This is a genomic window from Streptomyces sp. NPDC005863, assembly GCF_042871345.1.
Taxonomy (GTDB): domain Bacteria; phylum Actinomycetota; class Actinomycetes; order Streptomycetales; family Streptomycetaceae; genus Streptomyces.
In genome coordinates, this window is record NZ_JBIAII010000001.1 from 1219622 (window position 1) to 1240419 (window position 20798).

At 68.9% G+C, this 20798-nt stretch carries 20 protein-coding genes and 3 tRNA genes; 4 read left to right on the forward strand and 19 right to left on the reverse strand.

The window, feature by feature from the left end; all coding sequences use genetic code 11:
• Positions 1 to 119: 119 nt before the first annotated feature.
• The 10 genes from rpoB to ACFYO9_RS05345 form a co-directional block, all read right to left on the reverse strand.
• Positions 120 to 3605, reverse strand: a complete 3486-nt coding sequence (rpoB, locus tag ACFYO9_RS05300) for a DNA-directed RNA polymerase subunit beta (protein ID WP_355803861.1) — start codon at positions 3603 to 3605, stop codon at positions 120 to 122.
• Between the two features lie 593 nt (positions 3606 to 4198).
• Complete coding sequence (gene rplL, locus ACFYO9_RS05305) at positions 4199 to 4579, reverse strand: 50S ribosomal protein L7/L12 (protein ID WP_355803863.1); 381 nt, start codon at positions 4577 to 4579, stop codon at positions 4199 to 4201.
• A gap of 108 nt (positions 4580 to 4687) precedes the next feature.
• A complete protein-coding gene (gene rplJ, locus ACFYO9_RS05310) occupies positions 4688 to 5218 on the reverse strand; it encodes a 50S ribosomal protein L10 (RefSeq protein WP_355803864.1) in 531 nt (176 codons plus the stop codon).
• Between the two features lie 266 nt (positions 5219 to 5484).
• Positions 5485 to 6339, reverse strand: coding sequence for an LppX_LprAFG lipoprotein (locus tag ACFYO9_RS05315; protein WP_358774748.1), 855 nt, complete (start codon positions 6337 to 6339; stop codon positions 5485 to 5487).
• A 109-nt stretch (positions 6340 to 6448) separates the two neighbouring features.
• On the reverse strand, positions 6449 to 7345 hold the full coding sequence (locus ACFYO9_RS05320; RefSeq protein ID WP_358774747.1) for a hypothetical protein: 897 nt from the start codon (positions 7343 to 7345) through the stop codon (positions 6449 to 6451).
• Positions 7346 to 7501: 156 nt separating this feature from the next.
• On the reverse strand, positions 7502 to 8224 hold the full coding sequence (gene rplA, locus ACFYO9_RS05325) for a 50S ribosomal protein L1 (RefSeq protein WP_150216780.1): 723 nt from the start codon (positions 8222 to 8224) through the stop codon (positions 7502 to 7504).
• Between the two features lie 111 nt (positions 8225 to 8335).
• Positions 8336 to 8770 carry a 50S ribosomal protein L11 gene (gene rplK / locus ACFYO9_RS05330; RefSeq protein ID WP_355803871.1) on the reverse strand — a complete coding sequence of 145 codons (435 nt, stop codon included), beginning with the start codon at positions 8768 to 8770 and terminating at the stop codon, positions 8336 to 8338.
• A 177-nt stretch (positions 8771 to 8947) separates the two neighbouring features.
• On the reverse strand, positions 8948 to 9904 hold the full coding sequence (gene nusG, locus ACFYO9_RS05335; RefSeq protein ID WP_358774745.1) for a transcription termination/antitermination protein NusG: 957 nt from the start codon (positions 9902 to 9904) through the stop codon (positions 8948 to 8950).
• 77 nt (positions 9905 to 9981) lie between these two features.
• Positions 9982 to 10260, reverse strand: coding sequence for a preprotein translocase subunit SecE (secE, locus tag ACFYO9_RS05340; protein WP_355803875.1), 279 nt, complete (start codon positions 10258 to 10260; stop codon positions 9982 to 9984).
• A 107-nt stretch (positions 10261 to 10367) separates the two neighbouring features.
• Positions 10368 to 10440, reverse strand: a tRNA-Trp gene (locus tag ACFYO9_RS05345).
• A 192-nt stretch (positions 10441 to 10632) separates the two neighbouring features.
• On the opposite strand from ACFYO9_RS05345, the gene ACFYO9_RS05350 reads away from it, so the two are divergent.
• Together ACFYO9_RS05350 and ACFYO9_RS05355 are read left to right on the forward strand one after the other, a co-directional pair.
• Positions 10633 to 11859, forward strand: coding sequence for a pyridoxal phosphate-dependent aminotransferase (locus tag ACFYO9_RS05350; RefSeq protein WP_355803877.1), 1227 nt, complete (start codon positions 10633 to 10635; stop codon positions 11857 to 11859).
• Between the two features lie 158 nt (positions 11860 to 12017).
• Positions 12018 to 13037: an adenosine deaminase gene (locus tag ACFYO9_RS05355; protein WP_355803879.1), complete on the forward strand. Its 1020-nt coding sequence runs from the start codon at positions 12018 to 12020 to the stop codon at positions 13035 to 13037.
• A gap of 48 nt (positions 13038 to 13085) precedes the next feature.
• Here the strand turns inward: ACFYO9_RS05355 and ACFYO9_RS05360 are convergent, their stop codons facing one another.
• From ACFYO9_RS05360 to ACFYO9_RS05395, 8 genes are all read right to left on the reverse strand, one after another.
• Positions 13086 to 14168 (reverse strand): UDP-N-acetylmuramate dehydrogenase, encoded by a 1083-nt coding sequence (locus ACFYO9_RS05360; RefSeq protein WP_358774786.1) that lies wholly within the window; start codon positions 14166 to 14168, stop codon positions 13086 to 13088.
• 50 nt (positions 14169 to 14218) lie between these two features.
• Positions 14219 to 15655 (reverse strand): DHA2 family efflux MFS transporter permease subunit, encoded by a 1437-nt coding sequence (locus tag ACFYO9_RS05365; protein WP_358774785.1) that lies wholly within the window; start codon positions 15653 to 15655, stop codon positions 14219 to 14221.
• Positions 15656 to 15791: 136 nt separating this feature from the next.
• Positions 15792 to 16340 carry a helix-turn-helix domain-containing protein gene (locus tag ACFYO9_RS05370; RefSeq protein ID WP_358774784.1) on the reverse strand — a complete coding sequence of 183 codons (549 nt, stop codon included), beginning with the start codon at positions 16338 to 16340 and terminating at the stop codon, positions 15792 to 15794.
• 120 nt (positions 16341 to 16460) lie between these two features.
• On the reverse strand, positions 16461 to 16889 hold the full coding sequence (locus ACFYO9_RS05375; RefSeq protein WP_358712108.1) for a MaoC family dehydratase: 429 nt from the start codon (positions 16887 to 16889) through the stop codon (positions 16461 to 16463).
• 4 nt (positions 16890 to 16893) lie between these two features.
• The gene (locus ACFYO9_RS05380) at positions 16894 to 17358 is read right to left on the reverse strand and encodes a MaoC family dehydratase N-terminal domain-containing protein (RefSeq protein ID WP_355803885.1); all 465 of its coding nucleotides are present in this window, start codon (positions 17356 to 17358) and stop codon (positions 16894 to 16896) included.
• A 93-nt stretch (positions 17359 to 17451) separates the two neighbouring features.
• Positions 17452 to 17616, reverse strand: coding sequence for a 50S ribosomal protein L33 (gene rpmG, locus ACFYO9_RS05385; RefSeq protein WP_004571794.1), 165 nt, complete (start codon positions 17614 to 17616; stop codon positions 17452 to 17454).
• Between the two features lie 89 nt (positions 17617 to 17705).
• Positions 17706 to 17778: transfer RNA gene (locus tag ACFYO9_RS05390), tRNA-Met, on the reverse strand.
• Positions 17779 to 17825: 47 nt separating this feature from the next.
• A tRNA-Thr gene (locus ACFYO9_RS05395) sits at positions 17826 to 17898 on the reverse strand.
• 254 nt (positions 17899 to 18152) lie between these two features.
• Between ACFYO9_RS05395 and ACFYO9_RS05400 the strand changes: the two genes are divergently transcribed.
• On the forward strand, positions 18153 to 19448 hold the full coding sequence (locus tag ACFYO9_RS05400; RefSeq protein ID WP_358774742.1) for an amidohydrolase family protein: 1296 nt from the start codon (positions 18153 to 18155) through the stop codon (positions 19446 to 19448).
• Positions 19449 to 19631: 183 nt separating this feature from the next.
• Complete coding sequence (locus tag ACFYO9_RS05405) at positions 19632 to 20288, forward strand: SDR family oxidoreductase (RefSeq protein ID WP_355803890.1); 657 nt, start codon at positions 19632 to 19634, stop codon at positions 20286 to 20288.
• Positions 20289 to 20439: 151 nt separating this feature from the next.
• Here the strand turns inward: ACFYO9_RS05405 and ACFYO9_RS05410 are convergent, their stop codons facing one another.
• On the reverse strand, positions 20440 to 20652 hold the full coding sequence (locus ACFYO9_RS05410; protein WP_358774740.1) for a hypothetical protein: 213 nt from the start codon (positions 20650 to 20652) through the stop codon (positions 20440 to 20442).
• Positions 20653 to 20798: the final 146 nt, after the last annotated feature.

Genomic DNA, 20798 nt, shown 5'->3' on the forward strand with positions numbered 1-20798 from the left:
CGTCAATCCCTCTTTCGGGGTTGTGCCCCTCGCGTTAGCGAGTAATAAGGCGCTTCATCATGGTCTGTACGGGTCCGGGGCAGGGCCGGGACCTCACGAGGAGGTCCCGGCCAGACCCGTCAGACCTCTTCGACGCTGCTCGGCTCGCGCCGGGACAGGTCGATACCGAGCTCCTCCGCCGCACGGAAGACGTCCTCGTCGGTGTCGCGCATCTCGATGGACATGCCGTCCGAGGACAGCACCTCCACGTTGAGGCAGAGCGACTGCATTTCCTTGATGAGGACCTTGAAGGACTCGGGAATGCCGGGCTCGGGGATGTTCTCGCCCTTGACGATGGCCTCGTAGACCTTCACGCGGCCGGTCACGTCGTCGGACTTGATCGTCAGGAGCTCCTGGAGTGCGTACGCGGCGCCATACGCCTCGAGCGCCCACACCTCCATCTCACCGAAGCGCTGACCACCGAACTGGGCCTTACCACCCAGCGGCTGCTGGGTGATCATGGAGTACGGACCGGTCGACCGCGCGTGCAGCTTGTCGTCGACCAGGTGGTGCAGCTTGAGGATGTACATGTACCCGACCGAGATCGGGTCCGGGAACGGCTCACCGGAGCGGCCGTCGAACAGCTGCGCCTTGCCGGACGGAAGCACCATGCGCTCGCCGTCGCGGTTCGGGATGGTGTGCTGGAGCAGACCGGCGAGCTCGTCCTCACGCGCACCGTCGAAGACGGGGGTGGCGACGTTCGTGCCGGGGTCGACCTGGTCGGCGCCGATGGCCTGCAGGCGCTGGGCCCACTCGTCACCGAGGCCGGAGACGTCCCAGCCGCGGCTGGCGAGCCAGCCGAGGTGGATCTCCAGGACCTGTCCCGGGTTCATTCGGGACGGCACACCCAGCGGGTTGAGGATGATGTCGACCGGAGTTCCGTCCTCGAGGAACGGCATGTCCTCGATGGGCAGGATCTTCGAGATGACGCCCTTGTTGCCGTGCCGGCCGGCCAGCTTGTCGCCGTCCGTGATCTTGCGCTTCTGCGCCACGTAGACACGAACCAGCTGGTTCACGCCCGGCGGCAGCTCGTCGCCCTCTTCACGGTCGAAGACGCGTACGCCGATGACCTTGCCGATCTCACCGTGCGGCACCTTCAGGGAGGTGTCGCGCACCTCGCGCGCCTTCTCACCGAAGATCGCGCGGAGCAGGCGCTCCTCCGGCGTCAGCTCGGTCTCACCCTTGGGCGTGACCTTGCCGACGAGGATGTCGCCGGCGACGACCTCGGCACCGATACGGATGATGCCGCGCTCGTCGAGGTCGGCGAGGACCTCCTCGGAGACGTTCGGGATGTCCCGGGTGATCTCCTCCGGGCCCAGCTTGGTGTCACGGGCGTCGACCTCGTGCTCCTCGATGTGGATCGAGGAGAGGACGTCGTCCTGCACGAGGCGCTGCGACAGGATGATCGCGTCCTCGTAGTTGTGACCCTCCCAGGGCATGAACGCCACGAGCAGGTTCTTGCCGAGGGCCATCTCGCCCTCTTCGGTCGCGGGACCGTCGGCCAGGACCTGGCCCTCGATCACGCGGGCGCCCTCGTCGACGACAACCTTCTGGTTGACGGAGGTGCCCTGGTTCGACCGGGAGAACTTGGCGATGCGGTACGTGGTGTACGTGCCGTCGTCGTTGGTGACGGTGACGTAGTCCGCGGAGACCTCCTGGACCACACCCGCCTTCTCGGCCTTGATCACGTCACCGGCGTCGACCGCGCAGCGGTACTCCATGCCGGTGCCGACGAGGGGGGCCTCGGCGGTGATCAGCGGCACGGCCTGACGCATCATGTTCGCGCCCATGAGGGCACGGTTGGCGTCGTCGTGCTCGAGGAACGGGATCATGGCGGTCGCGACCGACACCATCTGGCGCGGCGAGACGTCCATGTAGTCGACGTCCGTGCCGGGCACGTAGTCGATCTCGCCGCCACGGCGGCGGATCAGGACGCGGGCCTCGGCGAAGTGGAGGTCCTCCGTCAGCGGCGCGTTGGCCTGCGCGATGACGAAGCGGTCCTCCTCGTCGGCCGTCAGGTAGTCGACGTCGTCGGTGACCTGGCCCTCGACGACCTTGCGGTACGGCGTCTCGACGAAGCCGAACGCGTTGACGCGGCCGTACGAGGCGAGCGAACCGATCAGACCGATGTTCGGGCCTTCGGGGGTCTCAATCGGGCACATGCGGCCGTAGTGAGACGGGTGCACGTCACGGACCTCGAAGCCGGCCCGCTCACGGGAGAGACCACCCGGGCCAAGCGCCGACAGACGGCGCTTGTGGGTGAGACCCGACAGCGGGTTGTTCTGGTCCATGAACTGCGACAGCTGCGAGGTGCCGAAGAATTCCTTGATCGACGCCACCACGGGGCGGATGTTGATCAGGGTCTGCGGCGTGATCGCCTCGACGTCCTGGGTCGTCATGCGCTCGCGGACGACGCGCTCCATACGAGCCAGACCCGTGCGGACCTGGTTCTGGATGAGCTCGCCGACGTTGCGCAGACGACGGTTGCCGAAGTGGTCGATGTCGTCGGTCTCGACGACGATCGACGTGCCGCTGTCACCGACGGTCTCGACCTCACCGGCGTGCAGCTTCACCAGGTACTTGATCGAGGCGATGATGTCCTCGACCGTGAGGATGCCCGCGTCGAGCGGAGCGTCCGCACCCAGCTTCTTGTTGACCTTGTAGCGGCCGACCTTCGCGAGGTCGTAGCGCTTGGGGTTGAAGTAGAGGTTCTCGAGCAGCGTCTGAGCGGCCTCACGGGTCGGCGGCTCGCCCGGACGGAGCTTGCGGTAGATGTCGAGCAGCGCGTCGTCCTGGCCCTGGGTGTGGTCCTTCTCCAGGGTGGCGCGCATGGACTCGTACTCGCCGAACTCCTCGAGGATCTGCTCGGTCGTCCAACCGAGAGCCTTGAGCAGAACGGTGACCGACTGCTTGCGCTTGCGGTCGATGCGGACACCGACCATGTCGCGCTTGTCGATCTCCATCTCCAGCCAGGCACCCCGGGACGGGATGATCTTGGCGGAGAAGATGTCCTTGTCGGACGTCTTGTCGATCGAGGAATCGAAGTAGACGCCGGGGGAACGGACCAGCTGCGACACGACGACACGCTCGGTGCCGTTGATGACGAAGGTGCCCTTGTTGGTCATGAGCGGGAAGTCGCCCATGAAGACCGTCTGAGACTTGATCTCACCGGTCTCGTTGTTGGTGAACTCGGCGGTGACGAAGAGCGGGGCGGCGAACGTGAAGTCGCGCTCCTTGCACTCGTCGATCGAGTTCTTCGGAGGCTCGAAACGGTGGTCGCGGAACGTCAGGGACATCGACCCGGAGAAGTCCTCGATCGGGGAGATCTCCTCGAAGATCTCCTCCAGACCGGACTTGGTGGGGACGTCCTGTCCGCTGTCCAGAGCCGCCTCGACACGAGCCTTCCACGCGTCATTGCCGAGCAGCCAGTCAAAGCTTTCGGTCTGCAGCGCAAGAAGGTTCGGAACCTCGAGGGGCTCCTTGATCTTTGCAAAGGAGATGCGCAGCGGGGCGGTGCTTGCGCCGTTGTTCGTATTCGCGGTCGAGGCAGTGCGCGAGGCGGCCAAGAGGGGGTCCTTCCGAGGGCTCGGACTCACTACGCGCGTACCGGTCCCAAGATGGACACGGGGACAGGCTCTCCTGATTTGGCTGAATGGCCAGGTCAGGGAAGTTCCGGTCCGCAGTGCTCAAGCATGGGCATGCCCCTGGTGACGGGCAGGAGGCAGCTAACAGGCAGCGCAAAGGGTCAGTGTAGCCAAACGGCCCACTGATGTCCAGTGCGGGTTCTGGGAGACCCTCGTTGTTCTCAACCCCTGCTGCAAGCCACGTCCTCAACGCACATCGATACTGCCCTCTTCGCCGCCGATCCATGCCTCGGATCCGGATCGGTTGTGACGACGCGTCCTGAGAATTGCGCGCTGCGTGCGGTTCGTCAAGGCCCCCCTGCCCCGACTCGACCCTTGGAACATCATCGTCACGGGCCGTTCCCAGGCACAACGAAGATCACCATACTCGCCGCGAACGACATCGCAAGGCAGCCCTCACGGGTGGCCCAGGAACGCCGAAAGGCGACCACCCACATGGGTGATCGCCCTTGGCGGCCCGTGCGTTACAGCGTTTCCGCCGAAGCACGGGAAAGAGAGTCAGACGACTCGTGAAGTCACTTGACCTCGACGGAGGCGCCGGCGCCCTTGAGGGACTCGGCGGCCTTCTCGGCGGCCTCCTTGGTGACCTTCTCGAGGACCGGCTTCGGGGTGCCGTCGACGAGGTCCTTGGCCTCCTTCAGGCCCAGCGAGGTCAGCTCACGCACGACCTTGATGACCTGGATCTTCTTCTCGCCGGCACCCGTGAGGATGACGTCGAACTCGTCCTGCTCCTCGGCAACCTCGGCGGCGGCGGCCGGGCCGGCCGGGGCAGCGGCGACGGCCGCGGCGGCGGTGACGTCGAACTTCTCCTCGAAGGCCTTCACGAACTCGGAGAGCTCGATGAGGGTCATCTCTTCGAACTGCGCGAGCAGGTCGTCCTGGGACAGCTTCGCCATGGTGGCGTCCTTCCACTAATTCGGCTGGTGCCGTGTGTACATGGAGGCGGGCGTACGTTGGGCCCGCTGTGACCGTCGCCTCAGGCGGCGGTCAATGTGCGAGCCGAATTACTCGGCACCGCCCTGCTCGGCCTGCTTGGCACGAAGCGCTTCCGCGGTGCGGACGAACTTCGACGGCAGAGCCTGGAAGAGCTGCGCAGTCTGCGTCTGCTTGCCCTTCATGGCACCGGCCAGCTTGGCGAGCAGAACCTCGCGGGACTCGAGGTCCGCGAGCTTCTTGAACTCGTCGGCGGACAGCGCCTTGCCGTCAAGGACACCGCCCTTGATGACGAGGTTCGGGTTGTCCTTGGCGAAGTCACGAAGACCCTTCGCCGACTCCACCGGGTCACCGGTGACGAAGGCAACCGCCGTCGGACCCGTGAACAGGTCGTCCAGCGTGTTGATCCCGGCCTCGTTGGCCGCGATCTTGGTCAGCGTGTTCTTCACCACGGCGTACTCGGAGTTTTCACCGAGGGAACGGCGCAGCTGCTTGAGCTGGGCCACGGTGAGACCCCGGTACTCGGTCAGCACGGCGGCGTTCGAGCTGCGGAACTTGTCCGTGAGCTCGGCTACCGCGGCAGCCTTGTCGGGCGTCGGCATAGGGCGTCGGCCTCCTTCCGGGTGATGAGGACCGCTCAGAAGGGGCCGACAAAACAAAACGCCCCGGCGCAGGCGCCGGGGCATGAGCTCGACCAAACGGAATCCCGTCCGGGAGCACTTCCACAGTCACCTGCGCGGGTCGTCCGCAGTTTCAGCGGATCCTTCGGCCGCTGCACTCCTTGCGGGAGCACAGCAACGACCAGCGGTCTTTGGCTTCTGTGGAAGCGTACGCGAACGGGTGCGCGCGGGGCAAATCCGGGCGGACGTCAGCCCTGGGGGCCGCCCAGCTCCTTGCCGAGGTCCATGACCTCGCCCTTCGGCGGAGCCTCGACGTGCACCGGCTTGTTGTAGTCCACGAAGGTGATCGTCAGGTCCAGGGCGCCCTTGTCGCCCTTGCCGCGGGCGCGGAACTGCTTGGTGTGGTCCTCACCGTCGACCCACATGTCCATGGTGAGCTTCTGCAGCCCCATGTCCTCGTACTGCTTTATGCCCTTCTCGCGGCGCTTGCGGGTGGCCGCGTCCTCTTTCTCGGTCAGCTTGCGCATCTGAGCGAGCGAGACGGTGCCGGTGTAGCGGGTGGTCTCGACGCCCTCGACGGTCTCGCTGCCGACCTTCTTGAGGTCCTTGGAGCCGGTCATGAGCGAGGACTGGTCGGCCGGGTTGTTGTCGGCCTGCGCGGAGACGGAGCTCCCGGCGCCCTTGCCGGCCTGCTTCTCCATGGCCTTGGCGTCGAACTTGAGCCAGCTCTTGCCGTCCATCTCCTTGGCGGCCGCCTCGCCGCCGCCGAGGTACATCGCGCCGTCGACGTAACGGATCTCCATCTTGTCCGGGCCCTGGTCGGGCGCGGACATCTTCATCTGCATCGCGAGCGGCTTGGTGCTCATCGACGCGTCGGCCCTGACCTTCCCGCTCTCGGGGACGCTGCCGCGCATCCGGAACGTGAACGACGTGAGGTCCTCGGTCTTCTTCGCGGCCTTCTTCACGGCCGCCACGGGCGACATGTCGTCCCCGGCCTTGTCGGACTTCTCCGACCCACAGCCGACGGCGCCGCCCGCGAGCAGCAGGGCCGCCATCGCGACGGCCGCGGTTCTCCTGCGTCCCCTGCGTACGGAAATACTCATGACCCCACCCCTAGGAACATTTGATCTATATATTGCGGTGCGCCGAGATTACCCGAAGGAAAGCCGCGCCTTCCTCCGGGTTCTTCGGCGGTGGGGTCCGCGGCCGTGCCTAGGCGGCCGGCTGCTGCTGCTTCAGCAGGTCCTTGAAGCTCATGGTGTCCGAGGCCGGGGGCTTCTCCACGGAGAGCGGGGTGCCGTAGTCGCTGTAGTAGGCGGTCTGCGAGAAGGGACCGTTCTTCGTCTCGGCCTTCTCGACCTTCTTGACCAGCAGGTCGTCACCGTTGACCCAGATGTCGATCTTCTCGGTGTCCATGCCGAGCTGATCGAACTGCTTCTTCAGCTCGGACTTCTGGTCCGCGTCCAGGTCCGAGCTCTTGGCGGTGAAGTCCGCCATGTCGACCTTGCCCGAGTAGTGGGTCGCCTTCGTCCCCCGGACGTTCTCCTGGCCGACGCGCTTCACGTCGCCGGAGGCCAGCAGCATCTTCACCGACTGGTTCGGCGTGGTGTTCTGCATCTGGTCCTGGAAGGCCTCGCCCGCGGCGCCGCTCATCTCGGCCAGGGTGTCGTAGTCGTACTCGAGCCAGTGCTTGCCGCCGCCCGCCTCGGCCGCGAACCGGTCGCCCATGTTCGCGTAGAAGCCGTTCTTCAGGTAGCGGTAGTCGAGCTGCGGCTGGCCGAGCTGCTTCATCTGCTGGGCCTGGGTGCCGCCGGTGAAGGTCACCGTGACGTTGCCGGTGATGCCGTCCGACCAGCCCATCACGCCCTTCATGTCCATGGAAGAGAGCGAGCCCATGGTGGTCGAGCCGTCGATCTTGGCGGTGTCCGCCTTGTCGGTGGACTTCTCGACGGTGCGCAGGGCGGCTATCGGACTCATGTTGATGCCGCCCTTGTCCTTGCGCTTGTCCGCCGTGTCCGAAGAGCCGTCCGAGCCGCAGGCCGCGAGCCCCGTCAGCGCGGCCACCACCGCGATCGAGAGACCGGCACGGCGCGTCGTAATGCTGTTCATGTATCCCACCCCTTGGCCTTCATGGAGCCTGCACGCTAACGCAGACCACTGACATGCGTATCCGAAAGGTCCGTACACAAACAGGACGGGCCCCGCACCTCGAAAGGTTGCGGGGCCCGTCCACAGAACGCGTACGCGACGCGGCTGCCGTCAGTTTCAGACGGCGGCCGGGTCCTCCTCGGTGAGGAGGTTGCGGGTGCGGTTCGAGTCCAGCGGGATGCCGGGGCCCATCGTGGTGGTGAGGGCGGCCTTCTTGATGTAGCGACCCTTGGCGGCCGACGGCTTCAGACGGAGGATCTCCTCCAGGGCCGCGGCGTAGTTCTCCACCAGCTTGGTGTCGTCGAAGGACACCTTGCCGATGATGAAGTGCAGGTTCGAGTGCTTGTCGACGCGGAACTCGATCTTGCCGCCCTTGATGTCGTTGACGGCCTTCACGACATCGGGGGTCACGGTGCCGGTCTTCGGGTTCGGCATCAGACCACGCGGACCGAGCACGCGGCCGAGGCGGCCGACCTTGCCCATGAGGTCCGGGGTGGCGACGACGGCGTCGAAGTCCAGGCGGCCCTTCGCGACCTCGTCGATGAGCTCGTCGGCGCCGACGATGTCGGCTCCAGCGGCTTCCGCGGCCGCAGCACGGTCACCGGTCGCGAAGACCAGGACCCGGGCGGTCTTGCCGGTGCCGTGCGGGAGGTTCACGGTGCCGCGGACCATCTGGTCGGCCTTGCGCGGGTCGACACCCAGACGCATGGCGACCTCGACGGTGCCGTCGAACTTGGTCGAGGAGGTCTCCTTGGCGAGACGGACGGCCTCGAGCGGGGCGTACAGCTTCTCCCGGTCGATCTTGGCGTCCGCAGCGCGGAGAGTCTTGCTGCGCTTCACTACTGCTCCTGTGCGGTTACATCGCGCGGCTCGGCCGCGTGACAGGTATGGAGTTGTGGTTCGGACCAGCGCTTGGTCCTACCACGGAGAAAGGTCGGACGGAGAGGAAGCTCAGCCCTCGACCGTGATGCCCATGGAACGGGCGGTGCCGGCGATGATCTTCGACGCGGCGTCCAGGTCGTTGGCGTTGAGGTCTTCCATCTTGGTCGTGGCGATCTCGCGGACCTGCGCCTCGGTGATCTTGGCGACCTTGGTCTTGTGGGGCTCGCCGGAGCCCTTCTCGACACCAGCGGCCTTGAGGATCATCTTGGCGGCCGGCGGCGTCTTGGTGATGAAGGTGAAGGAGCGGTCTTCGTAGACCGTGATCTCCACCGGGATCACCCAGCCACGCTGCGACTCGGTCGCGGCGTTGTAGGCCTTGCAGAACTCCATGATGTTGACGCCGTGCTGGCCCAGCGCGGGGCCGACCGGCGGGGCCGGGTTGGCTGCGCCGGCCTGGATCTGGAGCTTGATGAGCCCCGTGACCTTCTTCTTCTTGGGAGGCATTGCTCTCTCCGGGTCCTAGTGAGAGTTTTCAGCCGGCCATCCGGTCATCCGGATGGAGGCATACCGCACAACGATAACGGGTATAGACGTGCGGCTAAAAACCGAGCAGGTCAGACCGGCTTTCGCAGCCTGTCTGACCTGGTCGGAGGCGTGTGTTCCAGAGGGCGCCCGGGAGGGCTAGTTCTTCTGGATCTGGTCGAAGCTGAGCTCGACCGGGGTCTCGCGGCCGAAGATCTCGACGAGGCCCTTGACCTTCTTCGAGTCGGCGTTGATCTCGTTGATGGTCGCCTGCAGCGTCGCGAACGGGCCGTCGGTGACGGTGACCGAGTCGCCGACCTCGAAGTCCAGGACCTGGACCTCGACCTTGCGCTGCGGAGCGGGCTTGCCCTCGGCCTCGGCGGCCTCACGGGCGGCCTTCTCCTCGGCCTCCGGCGCGAGCATCTTGACGATCTCGTCCAGGGTCAGCGGGTACGGGTCGTAGGCGTTGCCCACGAAGCCGGTGACGCCGGGGGTGTTGCGGACGACGCCCCAGGACTCGTTCGTCAGGTCCATGCGCACCAGCACGTAGCCGGGGAGCTTGTTCTGGCGGATCGTCTTGCGCTCGCCGTTCTTGATCTGGGCGACCTCTTCCTGCGGCACCTCGGCCTGGAAGATGAAGTCCTCGACGTTCAGCGAGACGGCGCGCTGCTCGAGGTTGGTCTTCACGCGGTTCTCGTAACCGGCGTAGGTGTGGATGACGTACCACTCGCCGGGGAGGGTGCGGAGCTCCTCGCGCAGGGCCACGATCGGGTCGACCGGCTCGGCCTCCTCCTCGGGCTCCTCCGCGACGTCGGCAGCGCCCTCGGTGTCCTCGGCGTCCTCGGCGGACTCAAGGGTCTCCTCGTCGGAGAGGTCCTCGTCGGAGGGCTCCTCGTCGGCGACCTCGGCGACGGCGGCCTCGTCCTCGGCGGACTCGGCGACGGCCTCGGCATCGCCCTCCAGGTGGATGGCGGCCTCTTCGGCGGGCTCGCCCGCGGCGGCGTCGGCAGCCTCGGCCTGATCCGGCTCCTCGGCGTCCGCCGCCTCGACGATGTCGAGCTCGTCCTCAACGGACTCGACCGACTCGATGGCGTCGTTCAGGTTCGGGTCAGACACGGTGGCTGCTTCTTCCTGGATGCATGGGGTGGAACACGCGAATAGGGGCGCCGGGTACGGCGCCCTTCGCTCTCGGCTCAGCCGAAGATGTACTTGACAGCGTGGCTGAAGCCATAGTCAATCACGGTCACGAGACCGATCATGATGACGACGAAGACGATCACCACGGTGGTGTAGGTCGTGAGCTGACTGCGCGTCGGCCAGACGACCTTGCGGAGCTCCGCGATGATCTGGCGGTAGAAGAGCGCGAGACGGCCGAAGGGGCCCTTCTTGCCGCGCTTGCCGCCCTTGCGGGCCTTCTTGGACTCCGGCGCCTCGGCATCAGGCTTGTCGATGGAGCCCACGGCGTCCGTCACTCGTCCTCACCTGATTCCGGGTCGTGGCCGTGCCGCGCCCGGTTGAGCCGCACGGCGGTGCAATGCAGTACGTACATGCGCACACATCCTGGCGAAGGAGTGTGTAGCAGGGCCGGAGGGACTTGAACCCCCAACCGCTGGTTTTGGAGACCAGTGCTCTACCAATTGAGCTACGACCCTTTGATTTCCCCCAACCTACCGCATCCGCCCATGTGCACGGAGTGCCTGGAGAGGGTGCGGCCGGTGAGGGCCAACGAGCAGTGAGTGTACGTGCTCCGCGGCCCTCCGTCGAACAGAAAGGGATCCGGCAGTCCCCCCGAGGGCCGGGAAACCCCTGCGCGGGGGCCTTTCCGGGTCTGGAACGATGGGGCCATGAGCGCTGAAACTTCTCCGACCGAGCGCCGGGTGTCCGCGCGCATCGGCGCGATCTCCGAGTCCGCGACCCTCGCTGTCGACGCCAAGGCCAAGGCCCTCAAGGCCGCGGGCCGTCCCGTGATCGGCTTCGGCGCGGGCGAGCCCGACTTCCCCACTCCGGACTACATCGTCGAGGCGGCCGTCGAGGCCTGCAAGAACCCGAAGTTCCACCGCTACACGCCGGCCGGGGGCCTGCCCGAGCTCAAGGCCGCGATCGCCGCGAAGACCCTGCGCGACTCCGGGTACGAGGTCGACGCCTCGCAGATCCTGGTGACCAACGGCGGCAAGCAGGCCATCTACGAGGCGTTCGCCGCGATCCTCGACCCGGGCGACGAGGTCATCGTCCCGGCGCCCTACTGGACGACGTACCCGGAGTCGATCCGTCTGGCCGGCGGCGTCCCGGTCCCGGTCGTCGCCGACGAGACCACGGGCTACCGCGTCTCCGTCGAGCAGTTGGAGGCCGCGCGCACGGAGCGTACGAAGGTCGTGCTCTTCGTGTCGCCCTCCAACCCCACGGGCGCCGTCTACAGCGAGGCCGACGCCGAGGCGATCGGCCGCTGGGCCGTCGGACACGGCCTGTGGGTCATGACCGACGAGATCTACGAACACCTCGTCTACGGAGACGCGGCCTTCACCTCGCTGCCGGCGATCCTGCCCGAGCTGCGCGACAAGTGCGTCGTGGTCAACGGCGTCGCCAAGACGTACGCGATGACCGGCTGGCGGGTGGGCTGGATCATCGGCCCGAAGGACGTCGTGAAGGCCGCGACGAACCTGCAGTCGCACGCCACGTCCAACGTCTCCAACGTCGCCCAGGCCGCAGCGCTCGCGGCCGTCTCCGGCGACCTGGCGGCCGTCGACACGATGCGTGAGGCCTTCGACCGGCGCCGCAGGACCATCGTGCGGATGCTCAACGACATCCAGGGCGTCGTCTGCCCCGAGCCCGAGGGCGCCTTCTACGCGTACCCGTCGGTGAAGGGCCTCATCGGCAAGGAGATCCGCGGCAAGCGCCCGCAGGACTCCGTCGAGCTGGCCGCGCTGATCCTGGAGGAGGCGGAGGTCGCGGTGGTGCCGGGCGAGGCCTTCGGGACGCCGGGCTACCTGCGCCTCTCGTACGCGCTCGGGGACGAGGACCTCGTCGAGGGTGTCTCGCGGATTCAGAAGCTGCTCGCCGAGGCCCGCGACTGAGACCCGGGCCACGGCACCGGGATCGCGGAAACAGCGCTCCACGCGCGCGTGCGGGCCGTCTCTCCTTCGGGAGGGGCGGCCCGTTTCTTCGTTCGGGGAAGGGCCCGAAGGTGGAAAGCGGCTACCGGGACGACAGGTGCGTGCGGCAAGATCCTCCAATGGAGCGCGTACGAGACGTAAGAGAGCTGCCCAAGGCCCATCTGCACCTGCACTTCACCGGGTCGATGCGGCCCGCCACCCTTCTCGAACTCGCCGACAAGTACGGAGTGCGGCTCCCGGAGGCGCTGACCGGCGCCGAGCCGCCGAAGCTGCGGGCCACGGACGAACGCGGATGGTTCCGCTTCCAGCGGCTCTACGACGCCGCGCGCTCCTGTCTGCGTGAGCCGGAGGACATCCAGCGCCTGGTGCGCGAGGCCGCGGAGGAGGATCTGCGGGACGGGTCGGGGTGGCTGGAGATCCAGGTCGACCCGACCTCGTACGCGCCGCGCCTCGGCGGTCTCATCCCCGCCCTGGAAGTCATCCTGGACGCCGTCGGGAGCGCCTCGCGCGAGACCGGCCTCGGGATGCGCGTCCTGGTCGCCGCCAACCGCATGAAGCACCCGCTGGACGCCCGCACGCTGGCCCGCCTCGCGGTGCGGTACGCGGACCGCGGGATCGTCGGCTTCGGGCTCTCCAACGACGAACGGCGCGGCATGGCGCGGGACTTCGACCGGGCCTTCGCCATCGCCCGCGAGGGCGGCCTGCTCGCGGCGCCGCACGGCGGTGAGCTCACCGGCCCGGCGTCGGTGCGGGACTGCCTGGACGACCTGGACGCGGTGCGCATCGGGCACGGGGTGCGGGCCGCCGAGGACCCGCGCCTGCTGAAGCGGCTCGCGGACCGGGGCGTGACGTGCGAGGTGTGCCCGGCGTCCAACGTGGCCCTGGGGGTCTACGAGAAGCCCCAGGACGTGCCGCTGCGGACGCTCTTCGAGGCCGGGGTGCCGATAGCGCTAGGCGCGGACGACCCGCTGCTCTTCGGGTCGCGGCTCGCCGCCCAGTACGAGATCGCGCGCAGGGACCACGCCTTCACCGACGCCGAGCTGGCCGAGCTGGCCCGGCAGTCGATCCGCGGCTCGGCCGCGCCCGTGGACGTGCGCGACAAGCTGCTGGCCGGGGTGGACGAGTGGCTGGCCGGCTGAGGGGCGGGTCGGCCGAGGGTCTTCAGGGCCGTTGCCGGGCGCCGGGCGCTACAGGCTGACGCCCACCGTCACCGGTTCGTTGACGAGGGTCACCCCGAAGGCGTCCCGCACTCCGGCGACGACCTCGCGGGCCAGCTCCAGAAGGTCCTCGGTGCTCGCGCCGCCGCGGTTGGTGAGCGCGAGCGTGTGCTTGGTGGAGATGCGGGCCCGGCCCTCTCCGTAGCCCTTGGTGAAGCCCGCCCGGTCGATGAGCCAGGCGGCGGAGGTCTTCACGCGGCCGTCGCCCGTGGGGAAGGCCGGCGGCGCGACGTCGGGGCCGAGGCGGTCCGTCACGCGCGCGTGGAAGGCGGTGAACTCCTCCTCGGTGAGGATGGGGTTGGTGAAGAAGGACCCGGCCGACCAGCTGTCGTGGTCCTCGGGATCGAGCACCATGCCCTTGCCCGCGCGCAGCTTCAGGACGGTCTCGCGGGCGACCGCGGCGGGGACCCGGTCGCCGGCCTCGACGCCGAGCGTGCGGGCCGTCTCGGGGTACTTGAGGGGGGCGCTCATCCCCTGCGCGTCCTCCAGCTCGAAGCGGACGCGCAGCACCACGAACCGGTCGGGGTCGGCCTTGAAGCGGCTGTGCCGGTACGAGAAGTCGCACTCGGCGTTCGTCAGGGTGACCGTCTCGCGCGTCGTCCGGTCGTACGCGATCACCTCGGTGATCGTCGACGAGACCTCCTGGCCGTACGCCCCCACGTTCTGGATCGGCGTCGCGCCCGCGGAGCCGGGGATTCCGGCGAGGCACTCGATGCCCGCGAGACCGGCGTCGACGGTCCGCGCCACGGCGTCGGTCCAAGTCTCGCCCGCGGCCAGCTCCAGCCGCGTGCCGTCCAGGTCGAAGCCCTGGGTGGCGATGCGCAGGGCGGTGCCGTCGAAGCCCTTGTCGCCGATGACCAGGTTGGAGCCGCCGCCGATGATCAGCAGAGGCGTTCCGGAGTCGTCGGCCGCACGGACGGCGGCGATCACCTCGGCGTCGGTCGTCGCGGTGATCAGACGGGTCGCGGGGCCGCCGAGCCGAAAGGTGGTCAGCGGGGCGAGCGGGGCATCGTGGAGTTCCAGCACGTGCTCAAGAGTACGAGAACGGCCCAGCCGGTCAGGGCGGGGCCGTTCTCGGGTGTGTGCGGGAAGGGCCGGGGCGCTCAGACGGCGGCCAGCTCCTCCTCGGACTTCGCGGCGGGCTCGGCGGGTCCCGCGGCCGGCGCCCGGCGGCCCGGGATGCACAGCGCCGCCACCGCGGCGAGGGCGACCGTCGCGGCGCCCACCCACAGCGCGGGCCGCAGACCGTCCACGAAGTTCTGTCCGGACGCGTAGCCGCCCTGCGCCGAGAAGATCGACGACATCACGGCGATGCCGAGGGCGCCGCCCACCTCGCGCAGCGCGTTGTTGGCGCCGGAGGCGATGCCCTGCTCGTGCGGCAGGACACTGGACATGACCAGGTTGGAGGCGGGCGCGAAGTACAGGGCCATGCCGACGCCGCTGACGATCAGGGCGGGCAGCTGCGCGGTGTACGTGGCGTCGGGCGCCACCACGACGGCGTACCAGGCCAGACCCACGGCCTGCAGGAAGAGCCCGGCGGCGACGACCGGGCGACCGCCGATCCGGTCGGACAGGTAACCCGCGAGGGGCGAGACGAGCATGGGCATGCCGGTCCAGGGGAGCATGCGCAGCCCGGCCTCGGTGGGCGAGTAGCCGAGGACGCCCTGCATGTACTGGCTGAGCAGGAAGATCGAGCCGAACATGCCGAGGAACATCAGCAGGCTCGCGGCGTTGATGCCGGAGAAGGCACGGCTGCGGAAGAGACGCATCGGCAACATGGGCGCCTTGGTGCGGATGCCGTGGCGGACGAATCCGGCGAGCAGCGCGGCGCCGGCGATCAGGCTGGTCAGCACGGCCGCGCTGGCCCATCCGTCGATCGGCCCGCGGATCAGGCCGTACACGATGCCGAAGAGCCCACCGCTGGCGAGCAGGGTGCCCGCGACGTCCAGGCGCGCCCCGGAGCCGTACGACTCGGTGAGGCGGAGGCGGGCCAGCGGCAGCAGGGCCAGGCCGAGCGGGACGTTCAGCCAGAAGATCCACTGCCAGGAGACGTGCTCGGTGAGGCTGCCGCCGATCAGCGGACCGCTGGCGACCGCGAGGCCGTTGACGGCGCCCCATATCCCGTACGCCATACCGCGCTTGGCCGCGGGGACGGCCGCCGTGAGCAGGGTCAGCGTGAGCGGCATCATGATGGCGGCGCCGACACCCTGCACTGCGCGGGCGGCGACGAGTGCTTCGAGGTTCGACGCGAGGGCCGCGCCGGCGGAGGCTCCGGTGAAGACCGTGAGGCCGACGAGGAAGAGCCGCCGGCGGCCGAACCGGTCCCCCAGGGCCGCGCCGAACATCAGCAGCACGGCGAAGGTGAGGGTGTAGGCGCTCACCGTCCACTCGAGGTCGTGCAGCGCACCGCCGAAGTCCTCGCGGATGGAGGGCAGGGCCGTGGTGACGACGAGGTTGTCGAGGGCCGCCATGAATCCGGCGACGCTGGTGATGACGAGGGCCCAGACCATTCCCCCGCGCGGTGCTGTCCGCTGTGACATCGGCCGTGCCAACTGCTGTGACATCGCTTCCCCTGAGGTTAGTTATTGATGACTAACTTTCGTGGGCGCAAAAAAACGCACCCCCCGTGACGGACAGAACCCTGCGCGCACCCCCGTGACACGCAGGACCACCGCCTCATTGCTTGGGCTGAGCCGGCTCGTAGAACCCGGTCCACACCCGGTGGTCGGGCTGGAACCCCAACGACACCAGGACGTTGATCAGCATTCCGTACGCCAGGAACGCGGTCGTCTCGTCGACCCCGGCCCCCCGCGCGAGATGCACCGTGTCGTACATCTCCATCCAGGCGGCCCGCAGCGTCGCGCTGAACTCCGGATCACCGGCCGCCTCCGCGGCGGACGCGGCGACGTACATCTGCATCTGCATGAGCAGCTTGTCCGGGTCGTCCGCGATGAGCGCCTGGTAGGCCCGCCCCATGGCGTGCTCGGCCTCCTCCGCCTCCAGCCCTTCGGCCGCGGCCCGGAAGACCTCCGTGGTCTCCTGGCAACACCGCTCGGCGGCGGCGAGGAAGATGGCCCGCTTGTCCGGGAAGAGCCGGAAGAGATACGGCTGCGAGACACCCACCCGCTTGGCGATCGCCTCGGTGGAGGTGCCCTTGTAGCCGCTGCGGGCGAACTCGACCATCGCCGCGCGGATGACGCTCTCGCGCCGCTCCTCTGCGCTCATCCTGACCATGCGAGTAAGTTAGTGGCCAATCACTAAGTAGTCAAGAGTCGCGAGCCCGACTCGTCCATACGTAAGGGGCGCCCCGCAATAGAGGGCGCCCCTTACGTTAGAACCGGTGGTTCAGGCCAGCTGCACGACCGCGCGCGACATGCCCAGGACCTTCTGTTCCGCGCTCTTCGCGAGGAGGTCGACCCGGACGCGGCCGTCGTCCAGCTTGGCCGCGACCTTGGCGCTGACCTCGATCGTGGCGCCCTTGTCGTCGTTGGGGACGACGACGGGCCGGGTGAAGCGCACGCCGTACTCGACGACCGCTCCGGGGTCGCCCAGCCAGTCGGTCACGACGCGGATCGCCTCGGCCATGGTGAACATGCCGTGCGCGATGACGTCGGGCAGACCGACCTCGACCGCGAACTTCTCGTTCCAGTGGATCGGGTTGAAGTCACCGGAAGCGCCCGCGTACCGCACGAGCGTGTCGCGCGTCACGGGGAAGGACTGGGCCGGCAGCTCGGTGCCGACCTCGACGTCGTCGTAGGAAATCTTCGCCGTCATCGCCTCAGGCCTCCTTCGCCGCGGGCTCCGCCGCACGCGCGACGAGCTTGGTCCAGGCGGTCACGACGTGCTCGCCGGCCTCGTCGTGGACCTCGCCGCGGATGTCCAGGATGTCGTTGCCCGCGAGCGACTTGATGGACTCGATCGTCGAGCTGACGGTGAGCCGGTCACCGGCGCGCACCGGGCGGACGTAGGCGAACTTCTGGTCGCCGTGCACCACCCGGCTGTAGTCGAGACCGAGCTGGGGGTCCTCGATGACCTGACCGGCCGCCTTGAACGTGATCGCGAACACAAAAGTCGGCGGCGCGATCACGTCCGGGTGACCGAGCGTCCTGGCGGCCTCCGGGTCGGTGTACGCGGGATTGGCGTCCCCCACCGCCTCGGCGAACTCGCGGATCTTCTCCCGGCCGACCTCATAAGGATCAGTGGGGGGATAGGACCGCCCCACGAAGGACTGGTCGAGCGCCATGGGCCCGGTACCTCCTGCGGTTGGTTTCGTAACGACATAACGACACGAGGCCGCCCCCAGAAAAAGGGGACGGCCTCGTGTACGAGCCTGTGTTTAGCGCGTTTCGCGGTGCGCAGTGTGCGCGTTGCAGCGCGGGCAGTGCTTCTTCATCTCAAGACGGTCCGGGTCGTTACGCCGGTTCTTCTTGGTGATGTAGTTCCGCTCCTTGCACTCCACGCAGGCCAGCGTGATCTTCGGGCGGACGTCGGTGGCAGCCACGTGAGTGCTCCTTGGACGGACGGATGGACGGATGAACGCATAAAAGAGTAGCCGATCGAAGGACCGACCCCACAATCGGCTACCGTTAGTAGCGGTGACCGGACTTGAACCGGTGACACAGCGATTATGAGCCGCTTGCTCTACCGACTGAGCTACACCGCTGCGATGCCGGATCACCCCGCCCGAAGGCGAGGATCACGCAACATCAGAGCCCCAATGCGGAATCGAACCGCAGACCTTCTCCTTACCATGGAGACGCTCTACCGACTGAGCTATTGGGGCGAGCGATGAAGACATTACACGGTTGCCCGCCGATCGCCCAAATCCGTTTCGCCGGGGCCGTCCGAGGGCATCGGCGGGCCCGTCCCAGGGGTCTCTGAACGCCTCATCCGCGTACGCGGATCGCACCCGCACCACACCGGTACGACTATTCCGCTCCTCCTCGAAGCGGGCCTTTCGCCGTCCTAGGCTCGGCACACGCTGCGTGATCTTGACGCCTCCCCCGACTGCAGCCGCCCCCGAACCCCAGGAGCGCGATGCCCGACAGCCAGCCGCAGCAGCCCCACTCCTCAGGCGCGTCCGGCCCCTCCGATTCCGGCCCCGCGGACGACTCCGGGGCCCTGCTGCTCTGTGGCGCCCGGCTCACCGACGGCCGGACCGTGGACGTCCGTCTGGGTGGCGGGCGCATCGAGGCGGTCGGCACGGCCGGCAGCCTGAGCACACACGCCGCGCGTGTGGACCTCAGCGGCTATCTGCTGCTGCCCGCGGCGGCGGAACCGCACGGACACGGCGACACGGCGCTGTCGGCGGACTCGCCGGGCCCGGTCTCGTACGACGTCCCTGACGTGCAGCGCAGGGCCACGGAGGCCGCGCTGCTGCAGCTCGGGCACGGCGCGACGGCGCTGCGGTCGCACGTGCGGATCGGCGACGTCCACGGGCTCGGCCCGATGGAGGCGGTGCTGCAGGCGCGGCGTTCGCTGCGGGGCCTGGTGGATCTGACGGCCGTCGCCGTGCCGCGGCTGCTGACCGGTGTCGCCGGGGCCGACGGGCTCGCGATGCTGCGGGACGCGGTGAAGATGGGCGCCTCCGTAGTGGGCGGTTGTCCTGATCTCGACCCCGATCCGACGGGGTACGCGGAGGCGGTCCTGGAGATCGCGGCGGAGCACGGCTGCCCGGTGGACCTGCACACGGACGGTGACGATCCGGCGCGGCTCGGGCGCCTCGCGGCGATGGCCGGCGGGATGCGTGCGGGCGTGACGATCGGCCCGTGCGCCGGCCTCGGGCGGCTCCCCTCGGACGTGGCGGCGCGCACCGCCGAGCAGTTGGCCGCGGCCGCGGTGACGGTGGTCTGCCTGCCCCAGGGCGGCTGCGGGGGCGCGGAGCGGCACGGGGTGGCCCCGGTGCGGCTGTTGCGGGCGGCGGGGGTGCGGGTCGCCGCGGGCAGCGGGGCGATGCGGGACGTGTCGAATCCGGTGGGGCGCGGGGATCCGCTGGAGGCCGCGTACCTGCTGGCCTCGCGGTGCAGGCTGCGGCCCGAGGAGGCGTACGGCGCGGTGAGCGGCGCGGCGCGGGCGGCCATGGGGCTGCCGGAGGTGCGGGTGGAGGCGGGCTTCCCGGCCGAGTTGCTGGCCGTGCGCGGCGACCGGCTCTCGGGCGCGCTGTCCCTGGCGTACAGCCGGATCGTGGTGCATCGGGGGCGCGTCGTGGCGCGGACCAGCGCGGTGCGCGAGTACTGCGACTCCGCTGCCGCGGTGGCGCTGGACCTGCCTCGGCAGGGGCGGTCGGCGGGGGCCCCGCCCGGGCGGGGCAAGGGGGAGGAACCGTCGGCGTGACGCCGGCGGCTGCACCCGCGCGCGGGTGGGGTCCGTGGCGGTGGGATGCGTTCGTGCGGGGTTCGTTCCTGCGAGGGGCGGTGGGCCCGGATGGCCCTTCACGCGCGCGTGCGTTGCGGTGGTTTTCCTGGTGCTCACGCGCGTGTTGAGCGCTCCCGTCCGCCCTGTCGTACGGTCGGCAGTATGCGCATTGTCATCGCTGGTGGTCATGGTCAGATCGCGCTGCGGCTCGAGCGTCTGCTCGCCGCGCGTGGTGACGAGGTCGCGGGGCTGATCCGCAACTCCGGGCAGGAGGACGATCTGCGCGAGGCGGGTGCCGAACCGCTGCTGTGCGACCTGGAGTCGGCGTCCGTCGACGAGGTCGCCGGGCACCTGCGCGGCGCCGACGCAGCCGTCTTCGCGGCGGGCGCGGGGCCGGGCAGCGGCGTCGACCGCAAGAGCACCGTGGACCGGGACGCGGCCGTGCTGTTCGCGGATGCGGCGGAGCGGGCCGGGGTGCGGCGCTACGTCGTCGTGTCGTCGATGGGCGCCGATCCGCGGCACCAGGGCGACGAGATCTTCGATGCCTATCTGCGGGCCAAGGGCGAGGCCGACGCGTCCGTACGCGCGCGTACCGCCCTGGACTGGACGATCCTGCGTCCCGGGATGCTGACGGACGACGCGGGCACCGGCCTCGTACGCCTGGAGGCGTCCACCGGCCGCGGCCCGATCCCGCGGGACGACGTCGCCGCGGTGCTCGCGGAGCTCGTGGAGACGTCGGCGACGGCCGGGCTGACGCTGGAACTGGTCAGCGGGTCCGTGCCGGTGTCGGTGGCGGTCAAGTCGGTCGCGGGGAACTGAGGGCGGCGCGGGGGCGCCAGAGGGGCGCCTGAGGGTTCCTGAGGGGCGGTCAGGGCGGCCTGAGGGGCCCTCAGGGGCTCTCCGGAGGGGTGGAGGGCCCCGGGGTGCCCTGGGGCGCCGCCTTGAGCCCTGCGGGGGCCTTGGGCTTCGCTCAGAACAAGGGGAGCTGGCCGGGGAGGTCCGGGACGACGTAGCCGTCCAGGGCGGGCTGTGCCGCGCCCAGTTGGGCATGCGTGCGGGAGCCCGGGCAGGAGACGAGGTCGCCGGTGCCGCGCGGGCCCGGCGGGTCGTGACGGGCGAACCGGCCGCCGACGACAGCGATCTCGCGGCGGCACACCGGACAGTTTCTGCGACGGGACGTCATGCACCCATTTTGCGCGCAGAGGCCCCGAGGTGGCGCTCGCCGACTCTCGCGACGCGCGGTCCCGCAGGGCGACCCCCGCAGCCCACTCCCGCCGCACGTTTCGCTGATCACGTCTTCGCTGAACGGAGCCGGATCCTCCGGCACGA